The organism is Planotetraspora kaengkrachanensis (genome assembly GCF_016862895.1).
In the GTDB taxonomy this organism is placed as follows: domain Bacteria; phylum Actinomycetota; class Actinomycetes; order Streptosporangiales; family Streptosporangiaceae; genus Planotetraspora; species Planotetraspora kaengkrachanensis.
The window spans coordinates 1-17,167 of sequence record NZ_BONV01000045.1 but is presented as its reverse complement, the minus strand read 5'-3'; the positions used below and the strand labels follow the sequence as shown (position 1 = coordinate 17,167).

General features: G+C 71.8%; 20 protein-coding genes. 4 read left to right on the top strand and 16 right to left on the bottom strand.

Annotation, left to right across the window (positions count from 1 at the left end; all coding sequences use genetic code 11):
* The first annotated feature begins 75 nt into the window (after positions 1-75).
* Positions 76-2,784 (top strand): glycosyltransferase family 4 protein, encoded by a 2,709-nt coding sequence (locus Pka01_RS34840; protein ID WP_203887241.1) that lies wholly within the window; start codon positions 76-78, stop codon positions 2,782-2,784.
* Between the two features lie 96 nt (positions 2,785-2,880).
* Here Pka01_RS34840 and rpmF read toward each other — a convergent pair whose 3' ends face one another.
* Genes rpmF through rpmG form a run of 5 tightly spaced genes read right to left on the bottom strand, consistent with a single transcriptional unit; the run spans position 2,881 to position 4,006 of the window.
* Positions 2,881-3,051, bottom strand: a complete 171-nt coding sequence (gene rpmF / locus Pka01_RS34835; protein ID WP_203887240.1) for a 50S ribosomal protein L32 — start codon at positions 3,049-3,051, stop codon at positions 2,881-2,883.
* A gap of 7 nt (positions 3,052-3,058) precedes the next feature.
* Positions 3,059-3,358: a 30S ribosomal protein S14 gene (gene rpsN / locus Pka01_RS34830; RefSeq protein WP_203887239.1), complete on the bottom strand. Its 300-nt coding sequence runs from the start codon at positions 3,356-3,358 to the stop codon at positions 3,059-3,061.
* A complete protein-coding gene (gene rpmB, locus Pka01_RS34825) occupies positions 3,358-3,594 on the bottom strand; it encodes a 50S ribosomal protein L28 (protein ID WP_203887238.1) in 237 nt (78 codons plus the stop codon). The genes rpsN and rpmB overlap by 1 nt, the downstream gene beginning before the upstream one ends.
* Positions 3,594-3,839, bottom strand: coding sequence for a type B 50S ribosomal protein L31 (locus Pka01_RS34820; protein ID WP_203887237.1), 246 nt, complete (start codon positions 3,837-3,839; stop codon positions 3,594-3,596). Before Pka01_RS34820 ends, rpmB begins: the two co-directional genes overlap by 1 nt.
* Positions 3,840-3,841: 2 nt before the next feature.
* On the bottom strand, positions 3,842-4,006 hold the full coding sequence (gene rpmG / locus Pka01_RS34815) for a 50S ribosomal protein L33 (protein WP_203887236.1): 165 nt from the start codon (positions 4,004-4,006) through the stop codon (positions 3,842-3,844).
* 62 nt (positions 4,007-4,068) lie between these two features.
* On the opposite strand from rpmG, the gene Pka01_RS34810 reads away from it, so the two are divergent.
* Both Pka01_RS34810 and rpsR read left to right on the top strand, forming a co-directional pair.
* A complete protein-coding gene (locus Pka01_RS34810; RefSeq protein WP_239115851.1) occupies positions 4,069-5,220 on the top strand; it encodes a CobW family GTP-binding protein in 1,152 nt (383 codons plus the stop codon).
* Positions 5,217-5,441 carry a 30S ribosomal protein S18 gene (rpsR, locus tag Pka01_RS34805; RefSeq protein ID WP_203887234.1) on the top strand — a complete coding sequence of 75 codons (225 nt, stop codon included), beginning with the start codon at positions 5,217-5,219 and terminating at the stop codon, positions 5,439-5,441. The genes Pka01_RS34810 and rpsR overlap by 4 nt, the downstream gene beginning before the upstream one ends.
* Positions 5,442-5,585: 144 nt before the next feature.
* Here rpsR and Pka01_RS34800 read toward each other — a convergent pair whose 3' ends face one another.
* The 7 genes from Pka01_RS34800 to Pka01_RS34770 all read right to left on the bottom strand — a co-directional run bounded on the left by Pka01_RS34800 (position 5,586) and on the right by Pka01_RS34770 (position 12,331).
* Positions 5,586-5,795: a hypothetical protein gene (locus Pka01_RS34800; RefSeq protein ID WP_203887233.1), complete on the bottom strand. Its 210-nt coding sequence runs from the start codon at positions 5,793-5,795 to the stop codon at positions 5,586-5,588.
* Between the two features lie 79 nt (positions 5,796-5,874).
* Positions 5,875-6,687 carry an N-acyl homoserine lactonase family protein gene (locus Pka01_RS34795; protein WP_203887232.1) on the bottom strand — a complete coding sequence of 271 codons (813 nt, stop codon included), beginning with the start codon at positions 6,685-6,687 and terminating at the stop codon, positions 5,875-5,877.
* A gap of 165 nt (positions 6,688-6,852) precedes the next feature.
* The gene (locus tag Pka01_RS34790; protein WP_203887231.1) at positions 6,853-7,893 is read right to left on the bottom strand and encodes a hydroxyacid dehydrogenase; all 1,041 of its coding nucleotides are present in this window, start codon (positions 7,891-7,893) and stop codon (positions 6,853-6,855) included.
* Entirely contained in the window at positions 7,890-8,570 is a 681-nt protein-coding gene (locus tag Pka01_RS34785) for a ThuA domain-containing protein (RefSeq protein WP_203887230.1), read from the bottom strand. The genes Pka01_RS34790 and Pka01_RS34785 overlap by 4 nt, the downstream gene beginning before the upstream one ends.
* Before the next feature lie 56 nt (positions 8,571-8,626).
* Complete coding sequence (locus Pka01_RS34780) at positions 8,627-10,060, bottom strand: aldehyde dehydrogenase family protein (protein WP_203887229.1); 1,434 nt, start codon at positions 10,058-10,060, stop codon at positions 8,627-8,629.
* Between the two features lie 64 nt (positions 10,061-10,124).
* The gene (locus Pka01_RS34775) at positions 10,125-11,033 is read right to left on the bottom strand and encodes an alpha/beta fold hydrolase (protein ID WP_203887228.1); all 909 of its coding nucleotides are present in this window, start codon (positions 11,031-11,033) and stop codon (positions 10,125-10,127) included.
* An 80-nt stretch (positions 11,034-11,113) separates the two neighbouring features.
* Positions 11,114-12,331 (bottom strand): ROK family transcriptional regulator, encoded by a 1,218-nt coding sequence (locus Pka01_RS34770; RefSeq protein ID WP_203887227.1) that lies wholly within the window; start codon positions 12,329-12,331, stop codon positions 11,114-11,116.
* Positions 12,332-12,518: 187 nt separating this feature from the next.
* On the opposite strand from Pka01_RS34770, the gene Pka01_RS34765 reads away from it, so the two are divergent.
* Positions 12,519-12,779: an SAV_915 family protein gene (locus tag Pka01_RS34765; RefSeq protein WP_203887226.1), complete on the top strand. Its 261-nt coding sequence runs from the start codon at positions 12,519-12,521 to the stop codon at positions 12,777-12,779.
* A 153-nt stretch (positions 12,780-12,932) separates the two neighbouring features.
* Here Pka01_RS34765 and Pka01_RS34760 read toward each other — a convergent pair whose 3' ends face one another.
* The 4 genes from Pka01_RS34760 to Pka01_RS34745 all read right to left on the bottom strand — a co-directional run bounded on the left by Pka01_RS34760 (position 12,933) and on the right by Pka01_RS34745 (position 17,138).
* Positions 12,933-13,487: a hypothetical protein gene (locus Pka01_RS34760; protein ID WP_203887225.1), complete on the bottom strand. Its 555-nt coding sequence runs from the start codon at positions 13,485-13,487 to the stop codon at positions 12,933-12,935.
* Positions 13,484-15,358 carry an APC family permease gene (locus Pka01_RS34755; RefSeq protein WP_203887224.1) on the bottom strand — a complete coding sequence of 625 codons (1,875 nt, stop codon included), beginning with the start codon at positions 15,356-15,358 and terminating at the stop codon, positions 13,484-13,486. Before Pka01_RS34755 ends, Pka01_RS34760 begins: the two co-directional genes overlap by 4 nt.
* A gap of 9 nt (positions 15,359-15,367) precedes the next feature.
* Positions 15,368-16,036: a response regulator gene (locus Pka01_RS34750; protein WP_203887223.1), complete on the bottom strand. Its 669-nt coding sequence runs from the start codon at positions 16,034-16,036 to the stop codon at positions 15,368-15,370.
* A gap of 208 nt (positions 16,037-16,244) precedes the next feature.
* Positions 16,245-17,138: a potassium-transporting ATPase subunit C gene (locus Pka01_RS34745; protein ID WP_203887222.1), complete on the bottom strand. Its 894-nt coding sequence runs from the start codon at positions 17,136-17,138 to the stop codon at positions 16,245-16,247.
* Positions 17,139-17,167 lie beyond the last annotated feature (29 nt).

Here is a 17,167-nt window from a genome sequence, read left to right as displayed (position 1 = left end):
CCGCTGTTGCCCAGGGGACGGCGCCGCCGGCGAACACCGGCGTGCGCCCGCAATGACCAGTGGAGACGTTCAACAGTGCATATAGCGATATTCGTCGAGAACCGTAATGGAATCGCCCTCACTGGCCGGCTCACCGCGACCGAGCGCCCGCAAGCACTGGACTTCTCGGTCCTGACGGCGGACGCCGAAGGCGACGTGGCCGCCTGGGTCGCCGCCGAAGGGCAGGCCCGCCTCCCCCATACGACCGTACGGAACCTCTTCGAGGTGGGCGAACCGATCGGCGACCGGGAATTCGCCGACGAGCTGGAACGGCGCATCGTGGAATTCGCCGAGAAGGAGGACGTCGACCGGCTGGTCCTGTTCAACGACCAGTCGCGCCGGGGGCGGCTGGTCGCCCGCGCGCTCAACGGGCGGCTGCCCGTCGTGCTCGTCCAGGACGGGCATCTCGACTTCCACTACAAGCGGCACGCGGGATCCCAGCGCGACCAGAACTGGTACTACGGCGCGTCGGGCCCCTCCGCCGTCTGCGTCTGGGGCCCGGCGACGAGCAATCACCTGAGGTTCCGGTCGAGTTCCGAGTCGGGCGACGTGGTGATCACCGGGGCGCTCGGCCACAGCGACGACCCCGAACTGGTCAACGCCGCCCGCGCTCTGTCCTTCCGCCCATCCCGGACGCCCGGAGAGCCCCTTCGGATCGTCGTCCTGGACCAGTCGTTGTCCGACCAGGGCAAGCTGACCGCCAAGGACCACCGTGAGGTGCTGACCGAGATGGTCGCGGCGCTGGCGCCGTACGGGACGATCGACGTCAAGCCCCACCCGTCGTCGCGCGACTCCCATCTCGAATGGCTGGAGACTTTGCCGGACGTGACCGTCCGCGGCGCGGACGTGCTCGTCGACGCGGCGGGGCTGCGACCCTACGACCTGGCCGTCACGTTCTTCTCCACGACCTACCTGCAGACGCTGCGCGCCGGCACGCCGCTGGTGCTCTACAACCCCGAGCGGCTGAACATCGTCTTCCCGGTGATCCAGCACGCCATGCTGCGCAACGTCGGCTCCATCGCCGCGCTCACCGACGTCGCCCTGCAGCTCAAGACGTCGGCCACGTTCGCCGGCAACGCCCACGGCGAGCCGCTCGACCACTTCCTCAGCTTCGGCGACGGCGTGGCCGACGACATCCTCGACGTGATCCTCGCGGCGCGGGTCCCGCGGAAGCCGTCTCCCGCCCCGGTGGAACGTGCCATCCGCTCCCCCGCGTCCGCGCCCGCGCCCGCGACGCTCACCGAACGCGCCCTGGCCGACGTGCGTGACCGGGTCACCCGGCCGCACTCGCTCGCCGTGCTCGGCGACGACTTCTCCTACGCCACGGGCGTCGCCGTCCCGGTGCTCACCTACACCCAGTCGCTGCTCGCCCGCAGCCCCGTGGCCGTCCACTACTTCGACATCCAGGCGTTCTCGACCGTGAGCGACGTGCTCGCGGCGTTGCGCGACATGGAGGTGGTGCTGGTCAACAGCCTCGCCTTCTTCTGGCGGTCCCCCATCGCCAACGAGGTCGTGCGCGCCCTCGTCGAGTCGGGGATCCGCGTCGCCGTGTACGTCCACGAGACGCAGTGGGTGATGGACTACGAGGCGAGCATCCGCGGCGACAGGCACACGGACATGCTGGAGCTGCTCCCCCTCGTCCAGCTGCTGTGCGTCTCCAAGGCGCAGGCCGACCTGTTCCGCACGCTGGGGGCCAGGGACCCGATGATCGTCTACAACACCGTGCCCCGCGATCCCGAGCGGCGATTGGCCAGGGAGGGGGTCTCCAGCGAGTCGCGGATCGTCATGGTGGGCAGCGTCCAGGACCGCAAGGGCGTCGACCTGTTCTCCCGGGTGGCCGAGCGGGCCCGCGCTCTCGGCCTGCCCTGGCGCTTCACCTGGATCGGGCAGCGGACGCGGCGGCTCGGTGAGAGCACGCTCGTCTCCGACGCCGTCGAGTGGCTCGGCCCGCTGCCGCGCCGCCGCGTACGGCGTGAGCTGGCCGAGTCCGACGTCTTCTTCCTCTCGAGCGTCGACGACCCGATGCCGTTGTCGGTGGTCGAGGCGGTGCAGCAGAGGCTGCGCGTGGTGACGTACGAGCGGGTCGGCTCCCACGAGGTCCTCGCCGGGGTGTCCGGCTACCGGTCCTTCGGCGAGTACACCCCCGACGCCGCCTTCGCCGCGCTCCAGGCGGTGTTGTGCGAACCGATCTCGGAGGACGGCTTCCGCGAGGTGGAGGACCTGTTCGACATCCCGGCCTTCACCGAGCGCATGTCGACCGCGCTCAGCCTGCCGCGCTCGACGGAGGCGGCCGGGCCGTCCGACGGCCTCGACGGCCTGTACGACGAACGCCTCGCGGCGCGGGCAGAACAGCGGCTCGACTTCCGGGTCGCCGAGTTCAAGGAGCTCTACGAGTCCGGGCGGCACGACGACGCCCTGCGCGTCGGGAACACCGTGCTCCTCGACCGCAGCCCGATGGACGTGCTGCTCGGCATGGCGGACATCCTGGCCCAGGAGGGCGAGCTCGCCGAGGCGCGCAGGCTCCTGACGGTGGCGGCGCTCAACGCCGGCGACCGGGCCAAGGCGTGGCTCACCATCGGCCGTCTCGCCCGCGGGCTCGGTCCCGGCGGCAGGGCGTTGTCCACCATCGCGGCCTACGAGGCGATGCGGATCAACCCGTCCGCCCGCACGGCCTTGGCGCTGTCGCGCTCCGCGCTCGGCATCCGGATCAGCCGCCGGCACACCCGGGACCGGCGGAGTCCGTAGACGCCGAGGGGCCCGGACGCGGGTCGGCCACCGCGCCGGGCCCCTCGGGCACCGCTGCTCCCTCGCCTGGAGCGACAGGGCCCAGGGAGATAGGACCTAGGAAGGGGGCTCGATGAGCCCCGCGTGATAGGCCTTCACGAGTCGCCTGGGAACGAGGATCCGCCTCCCGTCGAGGACGATGGGCACCAGGTCGAGGGCCTGCGCCTTCCATTGGGAACGGCGGCTGCGCGTGTTGCTGCGGGACGTCTTGCGCTTGGGGACGGCCATGGCTCTCCTACCAGCTCGACTTGGTGACACCGGGGAGCTCTCCCCGGTGGGCCATCTCCCGGAAGCGCACGCGGGAGATCCCGAACGTGCGCAGATATCCCCGGGGACGGCCGTCGACCACGTCCCGGTTGCGCACGCGGGTGGCACTGGCGTCCCGCGGCTGCCTGCTCAGCTCGCGTACGGCCCTCGCGCGCTCGTCCGCGGAACCCGTCCTGACGAGCTCCTTGAGCTCGGCCCGGCGGCCTGCGAAGCGGGCGGCGACCGCCTTCCTGCGCTCATTGGCCGCGATCTTGCTCTTCTTGGCCATCAGACCTTCTCCCCCCGTGCCCGGATCCGCGCGACGGCCCGCTCTATGCCGATCTTGTCGATGGTCCTGATCGCCCTCGCGCTGAGCGTGAGCCGTACAAACCGGCCCTCGCTCGGCAGCCAGTAGCGCTTGCGCTGGACATTGGGCTCCCACCGGCGCCGGGTGCGCCGGTGGGAGTGGGAGACGTTGTTACCGAAGACCGGTGCGGCCCCGGTCAGCTGGCAGTGAGCCGACATCACCGGCTCCCGTAGCGCTGCCGGAACCGCTCGACGCGGCCCTGGGTGTCGAGCACCCGCCCGCGGCCGGTGTAGAACGGGTGGCTCGCCGAGGACACGTCGACGTCGACCACCGGGTAGACGTTGCCGTCCTCCCACTCGATGGTCTTGTCACTGGTGACCGTGGACCTCGTCAGGAAGGCGAAGTCCGCGCTGGGGTCGCGGAAGACGACCGGACGGTACTCGGGGTGGATGCCCTTCCTCATGGTTATCGGTCCTCTCTGAACAGCACGTGCTGCCGGGCGATGGGGTCGTACTTGCGCAGCGTCAGCCTGTCGGGGTCGTTGCGCCTGTTCTTGCGGGTCACGTAGGTGTAGCCGGTTCCGGCGGTCGAACGCAGCTTGACCACGGGACGCACCTCGCTTCTGGCCACTCCAGCTCCTTTCGGGTCGTAGAATGAAAATGATAACCGTTTTATTCCTGGAGGGAGACCACGTGTCCGTCCCTGTTGTCCTCGTCGCGGGCCTGCACGACGCGGCGAGGACCGCCGCCGTCGACCGGCTGCTGCGCGCCCATCCCGGCGCGCTCGCCGTCCACCACGACCTGCGCGACGTGACCCGCGGCCGGGTGGAGCGGGTCGTCCGCGACGCCTCCCGGATCCGCGACAGGACCGACGTCCGGCTCGCCCACGGCTGCGTCACCTGCACGGTCCGCGAGGATCTGGTCCCCGAGCTCGTACGGCAGGCCGGCGCGGCCCCGTTGCTGATCGCGGACCTGTGGGACTCGGTCGAGCCCCGGTCGGTCGCCGAGGCCCTCGACTGCGAGGAGGCGCGCGACCTCCTCAGGGTCACCGCCGTGCTGACCGCGCTGGACGCCGTGCACATGCCCGTGGACATCGCCCGCGCGGACCGCCTTTCCGAGGTCGGCAGGCAGGCCGCGCAGGGTGACCAGCGCTACCTGGCCGAGGTGCTCGCCCGGCAGATCGAGTACGCCACCGGCCTGATGGTCCACAAGGGCGACGGCGACGAGGGCGACGTGGAGCTGACGTGCGCCGTGCTGGGCCATCTCACCCCGCTGACCCCGGTCACGCCGGTGGACGGGCCGCTCCCCGAGGTGACGGGGGCCGCCCTGCGCGCCGAGGAGCTGGCGGCGCGCGTCGACCCGGCGACCGTGCAGCTGCCGTCCGACGCGGTGACCGACGAGATCACCACGGTCGTCTGGCACCGCCTTCGGCCGCTCCACCCGGACCGCCTGTTCGAGGCCGTCGACGAGCTGGTCACCGAATCGGTCCGCAGCCGTGGCCGGTTCTGGCTGGCCACGCGGCCGCAGCGGTTGCTGGCCTGGGACGCGGTGGCCGGCGTGGTGTCCGTGGAGGACGCGGGCCCGTGGCTGGCGGCGCTGCCCGAAGCCGCATGGGAGCTGGTCTCGCCCGCACGCCGCGCGGCCGCCTCGCTCGACTGGGCGCCCGTCGTCGGCGACCGCGTCCAGCACCTCGTCTTCACGGGTCCCGAGCTCGACCGCGAGCGTATTCACGCCCTGCTCGACTCGTGCCTGCTCACCCCGGAGGAGTCCGTCGCCGGCCCCGACGCCTGGGCCGGTTACGACGACCCGTTCGCCGCCGTACTGGATCTGGAGGAGATCGCATGAAGCCCCGTCGCGTGCCGCGGAAGAAGTCCAACCCCCTGCTCGGTGTCGACTACATCGACTACAAGGACACCGATCTGCTGCGCAAGTTCATCTCCGACCGCGGGAAGATCCGCAGCCGCCGGGTCACCGGAGTGAGCGGCCGGCAACAGCGGCAGCTCGCGCGGGCCATCAAGAACGCCCGCGAGATAGCCCTTCTCCCTTACTCCTCCCGCACCCGCTGAACGCGGGCCGTCCGTCTGAACGCGGGCCGTCCGTCTGAACGCGGGCCGTCCGCCGCCCCCGCCTTTACAATGTAGATCAGAAAGAGCCCGCCGGGACGGCGTTCCGGCGGGCTCGCTCGTTCCGAACGGCGCGGGTGCTCGCGCTCAGCCGCCGAGTAGCCTGACCATGAGGTCGGTCATGTCGCATCCGCAGAAATGGATGCCCTCACGTATGGCCTCGCAGATGCGGTCCATGACTGCCTGGGGAAGGGGATGCAGCCCCTCGGCGCTTTCGTCGTGAAGTGCGACCAGATCGAGCATGGGCATCTCGTGGAAGTCGATGCCCGATAACTCGGCGGGCTCCTCGCTGGCCATGGCGTCCACCTTTCGTGGCAGTCGCCCCCATTTTTCACTCAGCCGGGCCAGAGTGCCGCTATTTCATGGGCTTTTGGTATCAGCGCGGGCCCGGAAAGCGCTCGGCGAACTCGGCCGTGTAGGCCGGCCACGCCACGGGGTCGTGTCCCGGGATCAGCGGATACCCCTTCGCCGCAGCGATCTTCTTGAGTTTCCTGATCTGCTCGACGGTGTCCTCAGGCCCGCAGTCGATGAACCCGCCCACCGCGAGCTCCCCGTCGATGTTCTCTGTGAGGTCGGCAGCGTCGAACGCGAAGACGAAGCCGCCGCCGCCCACGGACTCGTCCAGGTCGACGACGAAGCTCTGGTGGCCGGGGGTGTGGCCGGGCGTCGGAACCGCGGTCACTCCCGGGGCGAGCTCCGCCTCCCCGTCGGCGAGCCGCCAGTCGATGCGCGGGTCGTCGAAGTCGACGCGGAAGATGCCGTGCGCCTCCGCCGCGCCGGACAGGCCGTATCGCAGCTCGGTCCGCTGGGCGTGCACGGGAACGCGCCCGGCGAAGTGCTTGAGCCCTCCCGCGTGGTCGAGGTGCAGGTGGCTCACCGCCACCGCGCGGATCTCGTCCATCGCGATGCCCGCTTCGGCGAGCGTCTCCTCGAGCGGCTCACCTGGCCCGGGGAGCACGGCGAGATACTCCGGCCGCGGGTGGAACCGCCGGGCGAGGGCCGCGTCACGGATCAACGCGGTGTTGAACCCGGTGTCGAGCAGCACCCAGCCGCCGTCGGTCTGGAGCAGCACGCCGGGCACGGGCTCGCGCAGCCGCGTCCCCGAAGTGTCACCGTGCACCGAGACCGTCTTGGGCAGCTCCTCCCAGCCGAGTGTGAGCAGGACGATGCGCCGGACTCCGCTCGCCATGACCTCAGCCCACCGGTCCCGCGGACGACGGCGCCGGAGTCGCGATGGAGACCGGCGCGGCCGATGCCCTCATGTCGTGCCGGCCGTTACGCGGAGCCTGATCGTCGAGCGTCATGAGCGCAGGGTACCCCCGGGGCGTCCCGGCGCCGACGTCGGCGCGTGGTTTCAGGCGCTGACCGGCAGCGCGGCGAGGTCGACGGGGTGGCGCAGCGGCCGGCCGTCGATGACCCGGAACACCTCGTCCAATGCCTGCTCTCCCAGCCGGGCCAGCTCGTTGCCCAGGGACCCGGCGACGTGGGGCGTCAGGACGACGTTCTGGAGATCCCACAGCGGCGAGTCCGGCGGGGTGATCTCGGGCTCCGTCACGTCGAGTACGGCGGAGATCCGGCCCCGCCGCAACTCCGCGATGAGGGCGTCGTGGTCGACCAGTGACCCCCGGGCCGTGTTGATCAGGGTCGCGCCCGTACGCATGGCCGCGAGGCGGGCCGCGTCGACCATCCCCCGCGTCTCCTCGATCGCGGGGGCGTGCAGGGACACGACGTCGCAGGAGGCGAACAGGTCGTCGAGGCCGGTCTTGCGCACACCGAGCACGGCGGCGCCGGCCTCGTCGAGGTAGGGGTCGCTGACCAGCACCTCGAGGTCGAACGGCCGGAGCAGCTCGGCGACCCTGCGCCCGATCTTCGACGCGCCCACCAGGCCGACGGTCTTGCCGTGGTTTCCGACGTCGGGATACTCCCCGAGGAGGTCGATCGCCCCCCGCCGGGCGCGGTACTCCCTGGCCATCGCGGGCACCGCCTTGTTGGCGAGCAGGATCATCGCCACGGTGTACTCCGCGACGGGCACCGCGTTCGCGTCGGCCGCCGAACTCACCAGGACGCCCCGCTGGAACACCGCGGGGCAGACGTGGCCCTTCACCGTGCCCGCCGCGTGGACGACGGCCCGCAGGTGGGGCGCGTGGTCGAGCACCCCGGCGTCGATCACGGGGCTGCCCCAGCCGGTGAGCAGGACGCGCGCCCGCGCCAGCCGTTCGAGAGCCTCGGCGGAGTGGAACCCGGTCACGGGCGGGCCCCAGTCGGGGCCGACGAGTGCGCGGAGCCGTTCCGCGCACTCTCCACGGAAGAGCCGGGACGGCAGGCCCGCGGGCATCGCCAGCACCACGGCGCCGGGAACGGCCCGGTCCGCCGAGCCTCCCACGGGGGCGCTCATCGCGCCGCCCAGACGAGACCGCGCTCGGTGAGCGTACGGACCGTCGGGTGCTCCAGATCGGCGACCCGGTGGCCGACCGCCGAGAAGAAGATCTTTCCGGCGCCCCACCGGCGGGTCCAGACCACGGGCATGTCGACCGGCCCTCCCCCGTGCTCGCCGTCCTCCGGTGTGAACGTGGTCCGCGCCAGGACCGTGTTCAGCGAGTCGGTGAGCATCCAGTACTGCTCGGTCGTCACGGTGAAGTCGCCGAGACCGGCGACGATCGGGTGGCCGGCCTGTCCGGGCACGATCGTGACGTCGTACTCGAGGAAGTCCTCGGGATGCCACAGGAACAGTCCGCCCACCATTCTCAGGTAGTCGTGGCTGCCCCCGAAGGTGCCGACCACTCCGCCGTGCCAGCCGGCGAAGCCGGTGCCCGCGCGCACGGCCGAGACCAGTCCGGCGCTCTGCTCCGGGGTCATCGTCCCGATCGACCAGCACTGCACGACCAGGTCGGTCGCCGTCATGAGCTCCGCGTCCGTGTAGACGTCGAGATCCTCGCTGACGGTCACGTCGAACCCGGCCTCGGCGAGCGACGGGATGAACAGCTCGGTGGCCTCCACGGGCACGTGGCCCTCCCAGCCGCCGCGTACGACCAGCGCCCGGCGCGCCCCCTCACGCGCGGACGACCCGCTCATGGACGACCCGCTCACAGGCTGCCCGCTCACGGACGACCCGCTCACAGGCTGCCCGCTCACGGACGGCCCGCCGGATCGGCGGTCCAGGCGGGGAGGTCGAGCGGCGTGCGCTGGACGCCGATCCACTGGCGCCGGGTGAAGCCCGGCATCTGGTTCTCCGCGCCGTGCCGGGCGTGCGCGTCGTTGACGTGCACCTCGCCGGCCTGCAACCGCTCGGCCACCTGCATGCCGCGCATGAGGTCGGCGGTGAAGACCGAGTTCATCAACATCGGATATCCGTTCGTCAGGGCGACGGCCTCCTCCTCGGTGTCCACGACCGTGATGGGGATGACCGGGCCGAAGATCTCCTCGGTGAAGGCCGGCATGTCCGGCGTGACGCCGGTCAGCACCGTCGGCCGGTAGAACAGGCCGTCGTAGGTGCCGCCCGCGACGAGCTTGGCGCCCATCGCGACGGACGGTTCGACGATCGTCTGATGCACCCGGTCGCGCTGCGCGATGCTGATCAACGGGCCCAGGTCGGCCTCGCCGGACAGCGGGTCGCCCACCCGCAGCGCCTCGACCCTGCGCGTCACCGCGGCGATGTACTCCTCGGCCACGTCGCGGACCACGATGTGCCTGCTCGAGCTGATGCAGGTCTGCCCCTGGAACTCGAGGGAGGCGACCATCGCGAGCGAGGCTGCCAGGTCGACGTCCGCGTCGCCGAGCACGAGGAATGCGTTGTCCCCCCCGAGTTCGAGGCGAATGGGACGCAGAACGGCGGCCGCCGACGCGGCGATGTCCAGGCCGACCCTGCGCGAGCCGGTGAAGTCGATCAGGTCCAGCCCGTCATGGGTGGCCAGCGGCCATCCGGCGCCGGGGCCGTCGCCGGTGACCACGTTGAGCACGCCGGGCGGCAGACCGGCGTGCTCGGCCGCCTCGGCGAGCACCTGCCCGCCGATGATCGGGGTGAGCTCCGCCGGTTTGAGCACGACCGTGTTGCCGAACGCCAGCCCGGGCGCCACCGCCCGCATGGCCAGGTTCATCGGGTAGTTCCACGGCGTGATGACGCCGAGCACGCCGAGGGGTACCACCCGCGACAGGGACAGCTTGCCCGCCTTGTAGGGCGGGAGGACCTCCCCCGCGTTCTCCGTCGCCTGCACCGCCGAGATGCCGAGCTGGCGGATGGTCGTGGAGACCTCGTCCTCGGCCTTGGCCCGGACCCCCCCGGTCTCCCGCATGCTCAGGGTGACGAGCTCCTCGTAACGGTCGTGGAGGTGCGCGGCCATCCGGCGCAGGTGGCCGGCGCGCTCGGGCGCGGACAGGGCCGCCCATCCCGGCTGCGCGGCGCGGGCCGCGTCCACCGCCCGATCGACGTCCGCGGCGTCGCCCAGGGCGTAGCGCCCGATGCGGGCACCGGTCGCCTTCTCCTCCACGTCGCCGAACCGGCCCGACGCGGAGGGACGCCAGGCGCCGTCGATGTAGAGGTGGCCGTCGGCATGACGAGATGGCATTCGAACTCCGAGGGATCTTCCGGTGCGCGGCACCAGGGTCGCGATACTTAGTCCACGACTTAAGCTAAGTACCATTCGTTTGAAGGTCAACTGGCGATCCCGGTTGCCCCGCCCCCGTGGCGGACGGGCCGTCCGCGTCGAGGAACGCCGCCACGACGCGGGTGAAGCGACGCGGGTCGTCGAGCCACGGGTAGTGGCCGGCGCCCGGCAGGACGGCCGCTTCCGCCCGGGGGAACATCCGGGCGACGGCGGCCGCGACCTCGGGACGCGGCGCGCCGTCCAGCTCGCCCGCGAGGACCAGGACCCGCGCGTCCAGCGTCGCGACGGCGGCGCGCGCCGCGCCGGGGTCGAAGGCGCCGGAGGCCGCGTACAGCTCCCCCGCCTCCAGGTTGCTCTGTTCGAGGTCGGCCGCGGCGTGCGCCTGGGCGGCGGCGTCCCAGCGGCCGTAGAAGAACGGGGCGACGGCGTCCCAGTCGTCGTCGGTCGCGGAACCGGCCCAGACGGCTTCGTAGGCGTCGTACGCGGGGCCGAACCAGGGCTCGGCCGCGCGCAGGGCCGCCGCCTCCCGGCGGTGGTCTTCGGTGAACTCCACGCCCAGGGCGCGCGCACGAGCGGTGACCAGCGTGAGCGTCCGGACGCGACGCGGGTGCCCCGCCGCGTAGAGGAGGGCGAGATCGCCGCCGGCGGAGTGCGCGAGGACGTCGACGCGGTCCAGCCCGAGGTGGTCGCGCAGGGCCTCGACGTCGGCGACCTGCCGGTCGCAGCGATACGTGGCCGGGTCCGAGGGGACGGCGGAGTCGCCGGTGCCGCGCAGGTCGAGCATGATCAGGCGGCGGCGCCCCGACAACCCGCCGAGATCGCCCAAGTAGGCGGAGGCGCGCATCGGCCCGCCGGGCAGGCAGACCAGCGGCTCGCCCTCACCCGTCACGTGGTAGACGAGCTCGGTCCCGTCGGGAGCGGTGAAAGCAGGCATGGCCCCCATCCTCACGACCGCGTGACGATCATGGCAAGGGGGGTCGTCCTCCGCCAGGCGCGACGTCGGGCTCCGTGCCGTCAGGCGCGGAGCGACCCTCCACTCGCCAGGACCTGGACCACCGGCAACGTGGCGGCCCCCAGCGCCACGGCCTCCTGCCCGAGCTGGCCGAGCTCGATGCGGACCTGGCCGTACATGTAGGACAGGGCGTGGCGCCGCACGGTCTCCCGCACGGCGGGCAGGATCGCGGCCCCCATGGTCTCCCCCACCCATCCGGACAGGACGATCCTGTCGGGGCTGAGGAGGTTGATCAGGTTCGCGATGCCGATGCCCAGGTACTCCGCGGTCCTGCCGAGGACCTGCGCCGCGCCGCCGTCGCCCTCGGCCCGCGCCACCAGCTCCGCCAGGCGCGCCTCGGTCCCCTCCGACCCGAACGGCCGGGCGTCAGGAAGCGCCAGGTAGTCGTCGAGGACCGCCTCCGCCCCCACGTAGGCCTCGAGGCATCCGCGTGACCCGCATCGGCACGGCCTGCCGTCCACGTTGATGACGGTGTGGCCCCATTCGCTGGTCGTGCTGGTCAGGCCGGCCATGCCGCGGAACGGCTCGGACGCCGTCGCCACCGCGGCCCCCACTCCGACGCCGAGGAGCGCGACGATCGCCCGCCGCGCTCCGCGGCCCGCTCCTCGCCACATCTCGGCCTGCCCGAGCGTGCGGGCGCAGTTGTCGATGTAGACCGGCGCGGGAAGGTCCCGCCGCAACATGTCGGCGAGGGGCACCGCGGACCAGCCGAGGGTCGGGGCGTAGACCAGTTCGCGCCCGGCGACCTGCACGGCCCCGGGGACTCCGACGCCGATCCCGAGCAGGCCGCCCGCGTCGACGCCGGCCTTGGCGACGACCTCCGCCACCCCGGCGAGCACGAGGCCGACGACCGGCTCGGGTTCCAGCCGGGTGGCCGCCACCGAGTACGTCGCGGTCGCCAGCGTCCCGAGCGTGTAGTCGAACAGCCCGATCTGGACGTGGGTCTCGCCGATGTCCACCCCGACGACGTGGCCGAACTCGCCGCGCACCTGGATGAGCGTGCGCGGACGCCCGCCGTCGGAATCGACCAGCCCGGCCTCGGCGACGACGCCGTCGTTGATCAGATCGGAGACGACGTTGCTCACCGTCGCGGAGCTGAGCCCGGACTCCATCGTCAGGTCCTGGCGGCTCGTCGGCCCCTGGACGTACAGGCGCGAGAGCAACGCGGAGCGATTGTGGCGCCGCAGGTCACGTGTCGTCTGCTGCACCGCGCGTGTCACGTTCCGAATTCTGCCAGAGCACCTGGCGGGTCCGGGATCCTCCGCCCGGCGCGGGCATGCCGTCCCGAGGGCGTCAAAGCGGCGTCAGCGTTCGCGGGACCGACGTCGGAATTCCGTAGTGATCAGGCATTTCCCGGAAATCCGGGTCTAGCGTCGCCCTTGTACGAGTTCTCCCTGGAGGCGACCCATGCTGGAAGATCCTTTATATGTGCCCGTCAACCGCGGCACGCTCTCCCTTTCCCTTCGCCTGTTCCGCACGGCATCGGGCAAGAAGACCTCGGTGGCCTTCACCTCGCCGCTACGGCTGGCCAAGGTGCTCGGCAGTGACCAGGAATGGATACGCCTCAGCGAACCCGCGCTCCGGTGCATGATCAACGACCTCGACGTGATCGGCATCGTGATCGACCCCGCCGGGACCATGTCCCGGCCGGCCGCCAGGACCGCATGATGTGCGTCCTCGAACAGGACCTGGCCGACCAGGATGAGGACTCCGCGTCGATCGCGGAGTACCTGACCGCCCGCCTCGCCGAATGGCCCGCGGGCGAACCCGAGCCGCAGGGCTGAGCCGCGGCGCTAGCAGAACAGCCCTGCAAAAAGGACATCACCGCCCTGTGGCGGTGATGTCCTTCCATTCTCGCTCCCATCCGGCCACGGCGCGGCGCGCCGTCCAGGCCCGGCGGCCGACGCGCAGAAGGCGACCGGCCGACCATGCGGCACTCGCCGCCGCGAGCCCCCCGAGCACCGATCCCAAAATGATCGTGCCGTTTCCTGGGGGTCCCCAGTCCAGCCGTTCCCTCGCATCGGCCCACACGCGGACGGAGCCCTTCAGGTCCGGAAGCGGGCCGACGTGCGTCCTGCCGCTGTGGACCGCCCCGTCCCCGCCCGTCCACGACACCTCCACGTCGGCTCCCGGCGCGGGCACGGACCGTCCACCGCCCGGCGGCCCGATCACCCGCACGATGTGGGCGTCGACCTGCCGGTGGGTCAGCGGATAGGTGTCCGCCGCACGCGTCATGACGAAGCAGGCGACGACGCCGGCCACGACGCCGACGAGCACGATCACCATGGCGGGCAGGGTCCACCGCACCCCGGAGTCCGGGCCGGTCGATCCGCCCGGGAACCGCCCCGACGGATGTCCGGCGCCGCGTGCGCTCATCTGGCCTTCTTCCCGCGCCGGTCGCCTTCCGTCTCGCGTCCCATCTGCTGGGCCTGCTCCTCGGCGGGCCCGCCGACCCGGAACCGCATGCGGCAGACCACGACGTCGGTGCGCCGGCGCAGCGCGCGGGCGAGGACGGCGCCGCGCTGGTTCTGCAGCAGCCGCTGCCAGACGTGCTCGGGTTCGACCTCGGCGATGAGCACGAACACGTGCGCCTCGGGAACGCTCCCGAGGTAGCCCACGAGGGGCTCGTCCAGCCGCCAGTGGGCGTCGAAGAGCCGCACCAGTTCGACGTCGGGCGCCCAGCGGCCCCAGTCCTCGCCGAACCGGCGGCTCCCCTCCTCGTTCTCCGGATGGGAGATGTGCACCGCCACCACGCGGTCGCCGAGAGACAGCGCGGCGGACAGGGCGTCACGTGTGAGCCGGTTGACCTGCTGGACGGGGACGACCACGAGCGACCTGCGCGGACGGGGCGGCACGGGCGTCCTGCCCAGTTCCAGGCGCTTGCCGATCAGGGCGTACGACCGGTTGATCCGCCGCATGAGCAGCACGATCAGCGGGAGCGCGACCACGATCAGCCAGCCGCCCTCGGTGAACTTCGAGACCGCGACCACGACCGCGGCGACGGCCGTCAGCAGCGCGCCGAACCCGTTCAGCGCCGCGCGCCCGCGCCACCCGTCGGGCCGGTCGGTCATCCAGTGCCTGACCATGCCTGCCTGGGACAACGTGAAGCCGACGAAGACCCCGACGGCGAACAGCGGGACCAGCAGGTTCATCTCGCCGTGTGCCGCGACCAGCAGCGCGGCGGAGGTCACGGCGAGGAAGGCGATGCCGTACCTGTGGACGTTCCTGTCGGCGCGCACGGCGAACAGGTGCGGCAGGTTGTTGTCCTGGGCGAGCAGCCGGGCCAGCACGGGCAGGCCGCCGAAGGAGGTGTTGGCGGCGAGCGCGAGGAGCACCACGGTCGCGAACTGCACCAGGTAGAACAGCGGCCCGTCGCCCACGGACGCCCGGCTGACCTGCGCGAGCACGGTCATCCCGTCGACGGGCGCGATCGCGAACTTCCCGATCAGGACGGCGATGCCGATCAGCATGACCGCCAGCAGCGCGCCGAGGGCGACCTCCGCGTTCTGGGCCCGCCTGACCCTGGGCGCGCGGAAGGAGGGGACCGCGTTGGCGATCGCCTCGACTCCGGTGAGCGAGGCGCAGCCGTTCGCGAAGGCCTTGAGCAGCAGCAGGACGCCGACTGCCTTCAGGTTCCCGGCCTGGGCGGCGTGCTCGACGGCCGTCGCGGGCGCGTCACGGAGCAGACCCGCCACGATCACCAGCAGGATCGCCCCGACGAACACGGCCGTGGGCGCGACGAAGGCGCGGGCGCTGTGCGCGATGCCCCGCAGGTTGACCGCGGTGACCAGGGCGAGGACGGCCAGGCACAACCAGACGGTGTACGGCACGAGCCCGGGGAAGGCGGAGGTCAGCGCCGCGACGCCGGCCGCCACGGACACCGCCACGTTCAGCACGTAGTCCACGATGAGGCTCGCGCCCGCGAGCAGGCCGGCCCGCGGGCCGAGGTGGGTCTTCGCCACCCCGTACGCGCCGCCTCCCTGGGGGAAGGCCGCGATGACCTGCCGGTAGGACAGGGTCAGCACGGCCAGCAGCAGTGCGATCCCCAGGGTGACGGGGAGGGCGAAGCCCAGTCCCGCGCCGCCCGCGAGAGCGAGCACCACGACGATCGCCTCGGGGCCGTACGCCACGGACGCCATCGCGTCCAGCGAGAGCGCGGCCAGCCCGCCGATCACCGTGAGCCGGTGCCGTTCGCCGTCGGACTCCCGCGCCGCGGGAACGGCGGGCGGGCTCGCTACTGCGGACATCGCGTCCTCTCAGGGCTTGAACCGGTAGCCCATGCCCGGTTCCGTGATGAGATGCTCGGGATGAGCGGGATCCCGCTCGAGCTTGCGCCGCAGCTGGGCCATGTACTGGCGCAGGTAGTTGGTCTCCTTGAGGAACCCCGCGCCCCAGACCCGGGTCAGCAGCTGCCGCTGGCTGACCAGCTTGCCCGGGTTGCGCAGCAGGATCTCCAGGAGATGCCACTCGGTGGGCGTCAGCCGGACGTCGCCGGAGACGGTCTTGTCGACGAGGTCGACCGAGTGGTCGCCGATCTGGATCACGGAGGGTCCGGGCTCCTGGGCCACGACCCGGCGGCTGACCGCCCGGACGCGGGCGAGCAGCTCGTCGATTCCGAAGGGCTTGGTGACATAGTCGTCGGCGCCCGCGTCGAGGGCGTCGACCTTGTCCTGGTGCCCGGTGCGCCCGGAGAGCACGATGATCGGGACGTTGGTCCACCCGCGCAGGCCGTGGATGACGTCCACGCCGTCGAGGTCGGGCAACCCGAGGTCGAGCACGACCAGGTCGGGATGCCAGTCGGCCGCCTCGCGGAGCGCCGACGCCCCGTCGGAGGCGACGGCGACCTCGTAGTGGCGCGCGACCAGGTTGATGCGCAGCGCCCGGATGATCTGGGGTTCGTCGTCGACGACGAGAACGCGTGTCACGATGTCCCCCGGTCCTTCCCGCGAGGCGGGAGGGTCCGCGTGGAGCATCCGGCCGGTCCGTGGACCGGCCGCCCGGCGGAGCGCCGGACGAAGTGGCCGATGGAACGCCGCCGGGCGTCGCCGCCCGGCGCGCGCCGGCCACGGGGGCCCGCGCCGGCCCCGGAGCTGAATCCGGGGCCGGTGCGGGAGCGTCGCCCTGGCACGGCCGTCACTGTCCCGTGCCGGAGGCCAGGTCGTCGAGGGCCAGGTTGAGCTGCAGGACGTTGACCGCGGGCTCGCCCATGAAGCCGAGAGCCCTGCCGGTGGTGTTCTCGTCGATGAGCGAGCGCACCTTCGCGACGTCCAGGCCGCGCTCCTTGGCCACCCGGGGGGCCTGAAGGTCGGCGTTGGCCACCGAGATGTTCGGGTCGAGCCCGCTGCCGCTCGCGGTGATCGCGTCCGCGGGAACCGCGGGCGTCGGCGCGTCGCCGCGGACGGGCACGGTCCGGCCGGCCGAGTAGTCCTCGCCGGGCTTGCCGCACTCGACCTTCACACCCTGGTAGTCGGCGATGAAGGGCGCCGCCGGGCAAGCCTGGTTGACGCTGACCGCGCGGGTCGGCTTGCCGGCTGCCGGGAAGACCTTCAGGACCGCGCCCACGCCGTCGGCCGTGCAGTACGGCCGGGCGCCGCTGACGCCGTTCAGCTCGCCTGCCGCCTTGGACCTGGCGCAGATCTGGGTGAGCAGGCTCTGTGATCCGGTGTCCGGGTTGCCCTCGTCGTCCGTGGCGCCGGGGACGGGAAGGGTGTCGACGACGTCCTCGGGACCGAGGTTGCTCGCGGCGGTCGACAACATGTCGTACCCGTCGCCGGCGGCGGACGGACGGCTCTGGAAGTACTTCCCGATCGGGTTGCCGTCCTTGTCGGTGAAGTTCTGGCCGATGATGGCGCTGCCGACCTCGGCGCCGTTCTTCTCGATGATCTGGCCGTCGGCCTTGGAGTTGAACAGCGCCTGTGCGACGCCGGTGATGACCAGTGGATAGATACCGCCGAGGATCACAGTCAGCACGATGACTGCTCTGATCGCGGCGAGGTGCTGGCGAATCCAGCTAGGCAGACGGTCCATTACGACATCCCCGGAAGGAACATGATGAG

Coding starts and splice junctions, on each gene's coding strand:
- rpmF (WP_203887240.1), bottom strand. CDS start 3,051: ATGGCCGTCCCCAAGCGCAAGACGTCCCGCAGCAACACGCGCAGCCGC.
- rpsN (WP_203887239.1), bottom strand. CDS start 3,358: ATGGCCAAGAAGAGCAAGATCGCGGCCAATGAGCGCAGGAAGGCGGTC.
- rpmB (WP_203887238.1), bottom strand. CDS start 3,594: ATGTCGGCTCACTGCCAGCTGACCGGGGCCGCACCGGTCTTCGGTAAC.
- Pka01_RS34820 (WP_203887237.1), bottom strand. CDS start 3,839: ATGAGGAAGGGCATCCACCCCGAGTACCGTCCGGTCGTCTTCCGCGAC.
- rpsR (WP_203887234.1), top strand. CDS start 5,217: ATGAAGCCCCGTCGCGTGCCGCGGAAGAAGTCCAACCCCCTGCTCGGT.
- Pka01_RS34800 (WP_203887233.1), bottom strand. CDS start 5,795: ATGGCCAGCGAGGAGCCCGCCGAGTTATCGGGCATCGACTTCCACGAG.
- Pka01_RS34795 (WP_203887232.1), bottom strand. CDS start 6,687: ATGGCGAGCGGAGTCCGGCGCATCGTCCTGCTCACACTCGGCTGGGAG.
- Pka01_RS34790 (WP_203887231.1), bottom strand. CDS start 7,893: ATGAGCGCCCCCGTGGGAGGCTCGGCGGACCGGGCCGTTCCCGGCGCC.
- Pka01_RS34785 (WP_203887230.1), bottom strand. CDS start 8,570: ATGAGCGGGTCGTCCGCGCGTGAGGGGGCGCGCCGGGCGCTGGTCGTA.
- Pka01_RS34780 (WP_203887229.1), bottom strand. CDS start 10,060: ATGCCATCTCGTCATGCCGACGGCCACCTCTACATCGACGGCGCCTGG.
- Pka01_RS34775 (WP_203887228.1), bottom strand. CDS start 11,033: ATGCCTGCTTTCACCGCTCCCGACGGGACCGAGCTCGTCTACCACGTG.
- Pka01_RS34765 (WP_203887226.1), top strand. CDS start 12,519: ATGCTGGAAGATCCTTTATATGTGCCCGTCAACCGCGGCACGCTCTCC.
- Pka01_RS34760 (WP_203887225.1), bottom strand. CDS start 13,487: ATGAGCGCACGCGGCGCCGGACATCCGTCGGGGCGGTTCCCGGGCGGA.
- Pka01_RS34755 (WP_203887224.1), bottom strand. CDS start 15,358: ATGTCCGCAGTAGCGAGCCCGCCCGCCGTTCCCGCGGCGCGGGAGTCC.
- Pka01_RS34745 (WP_203887222.1), bottom strand. CDS start 17,138: ATGGACCGTCTGCCTAGCTGGATTCGCCAGCACCTCGCCGCGATCAGA.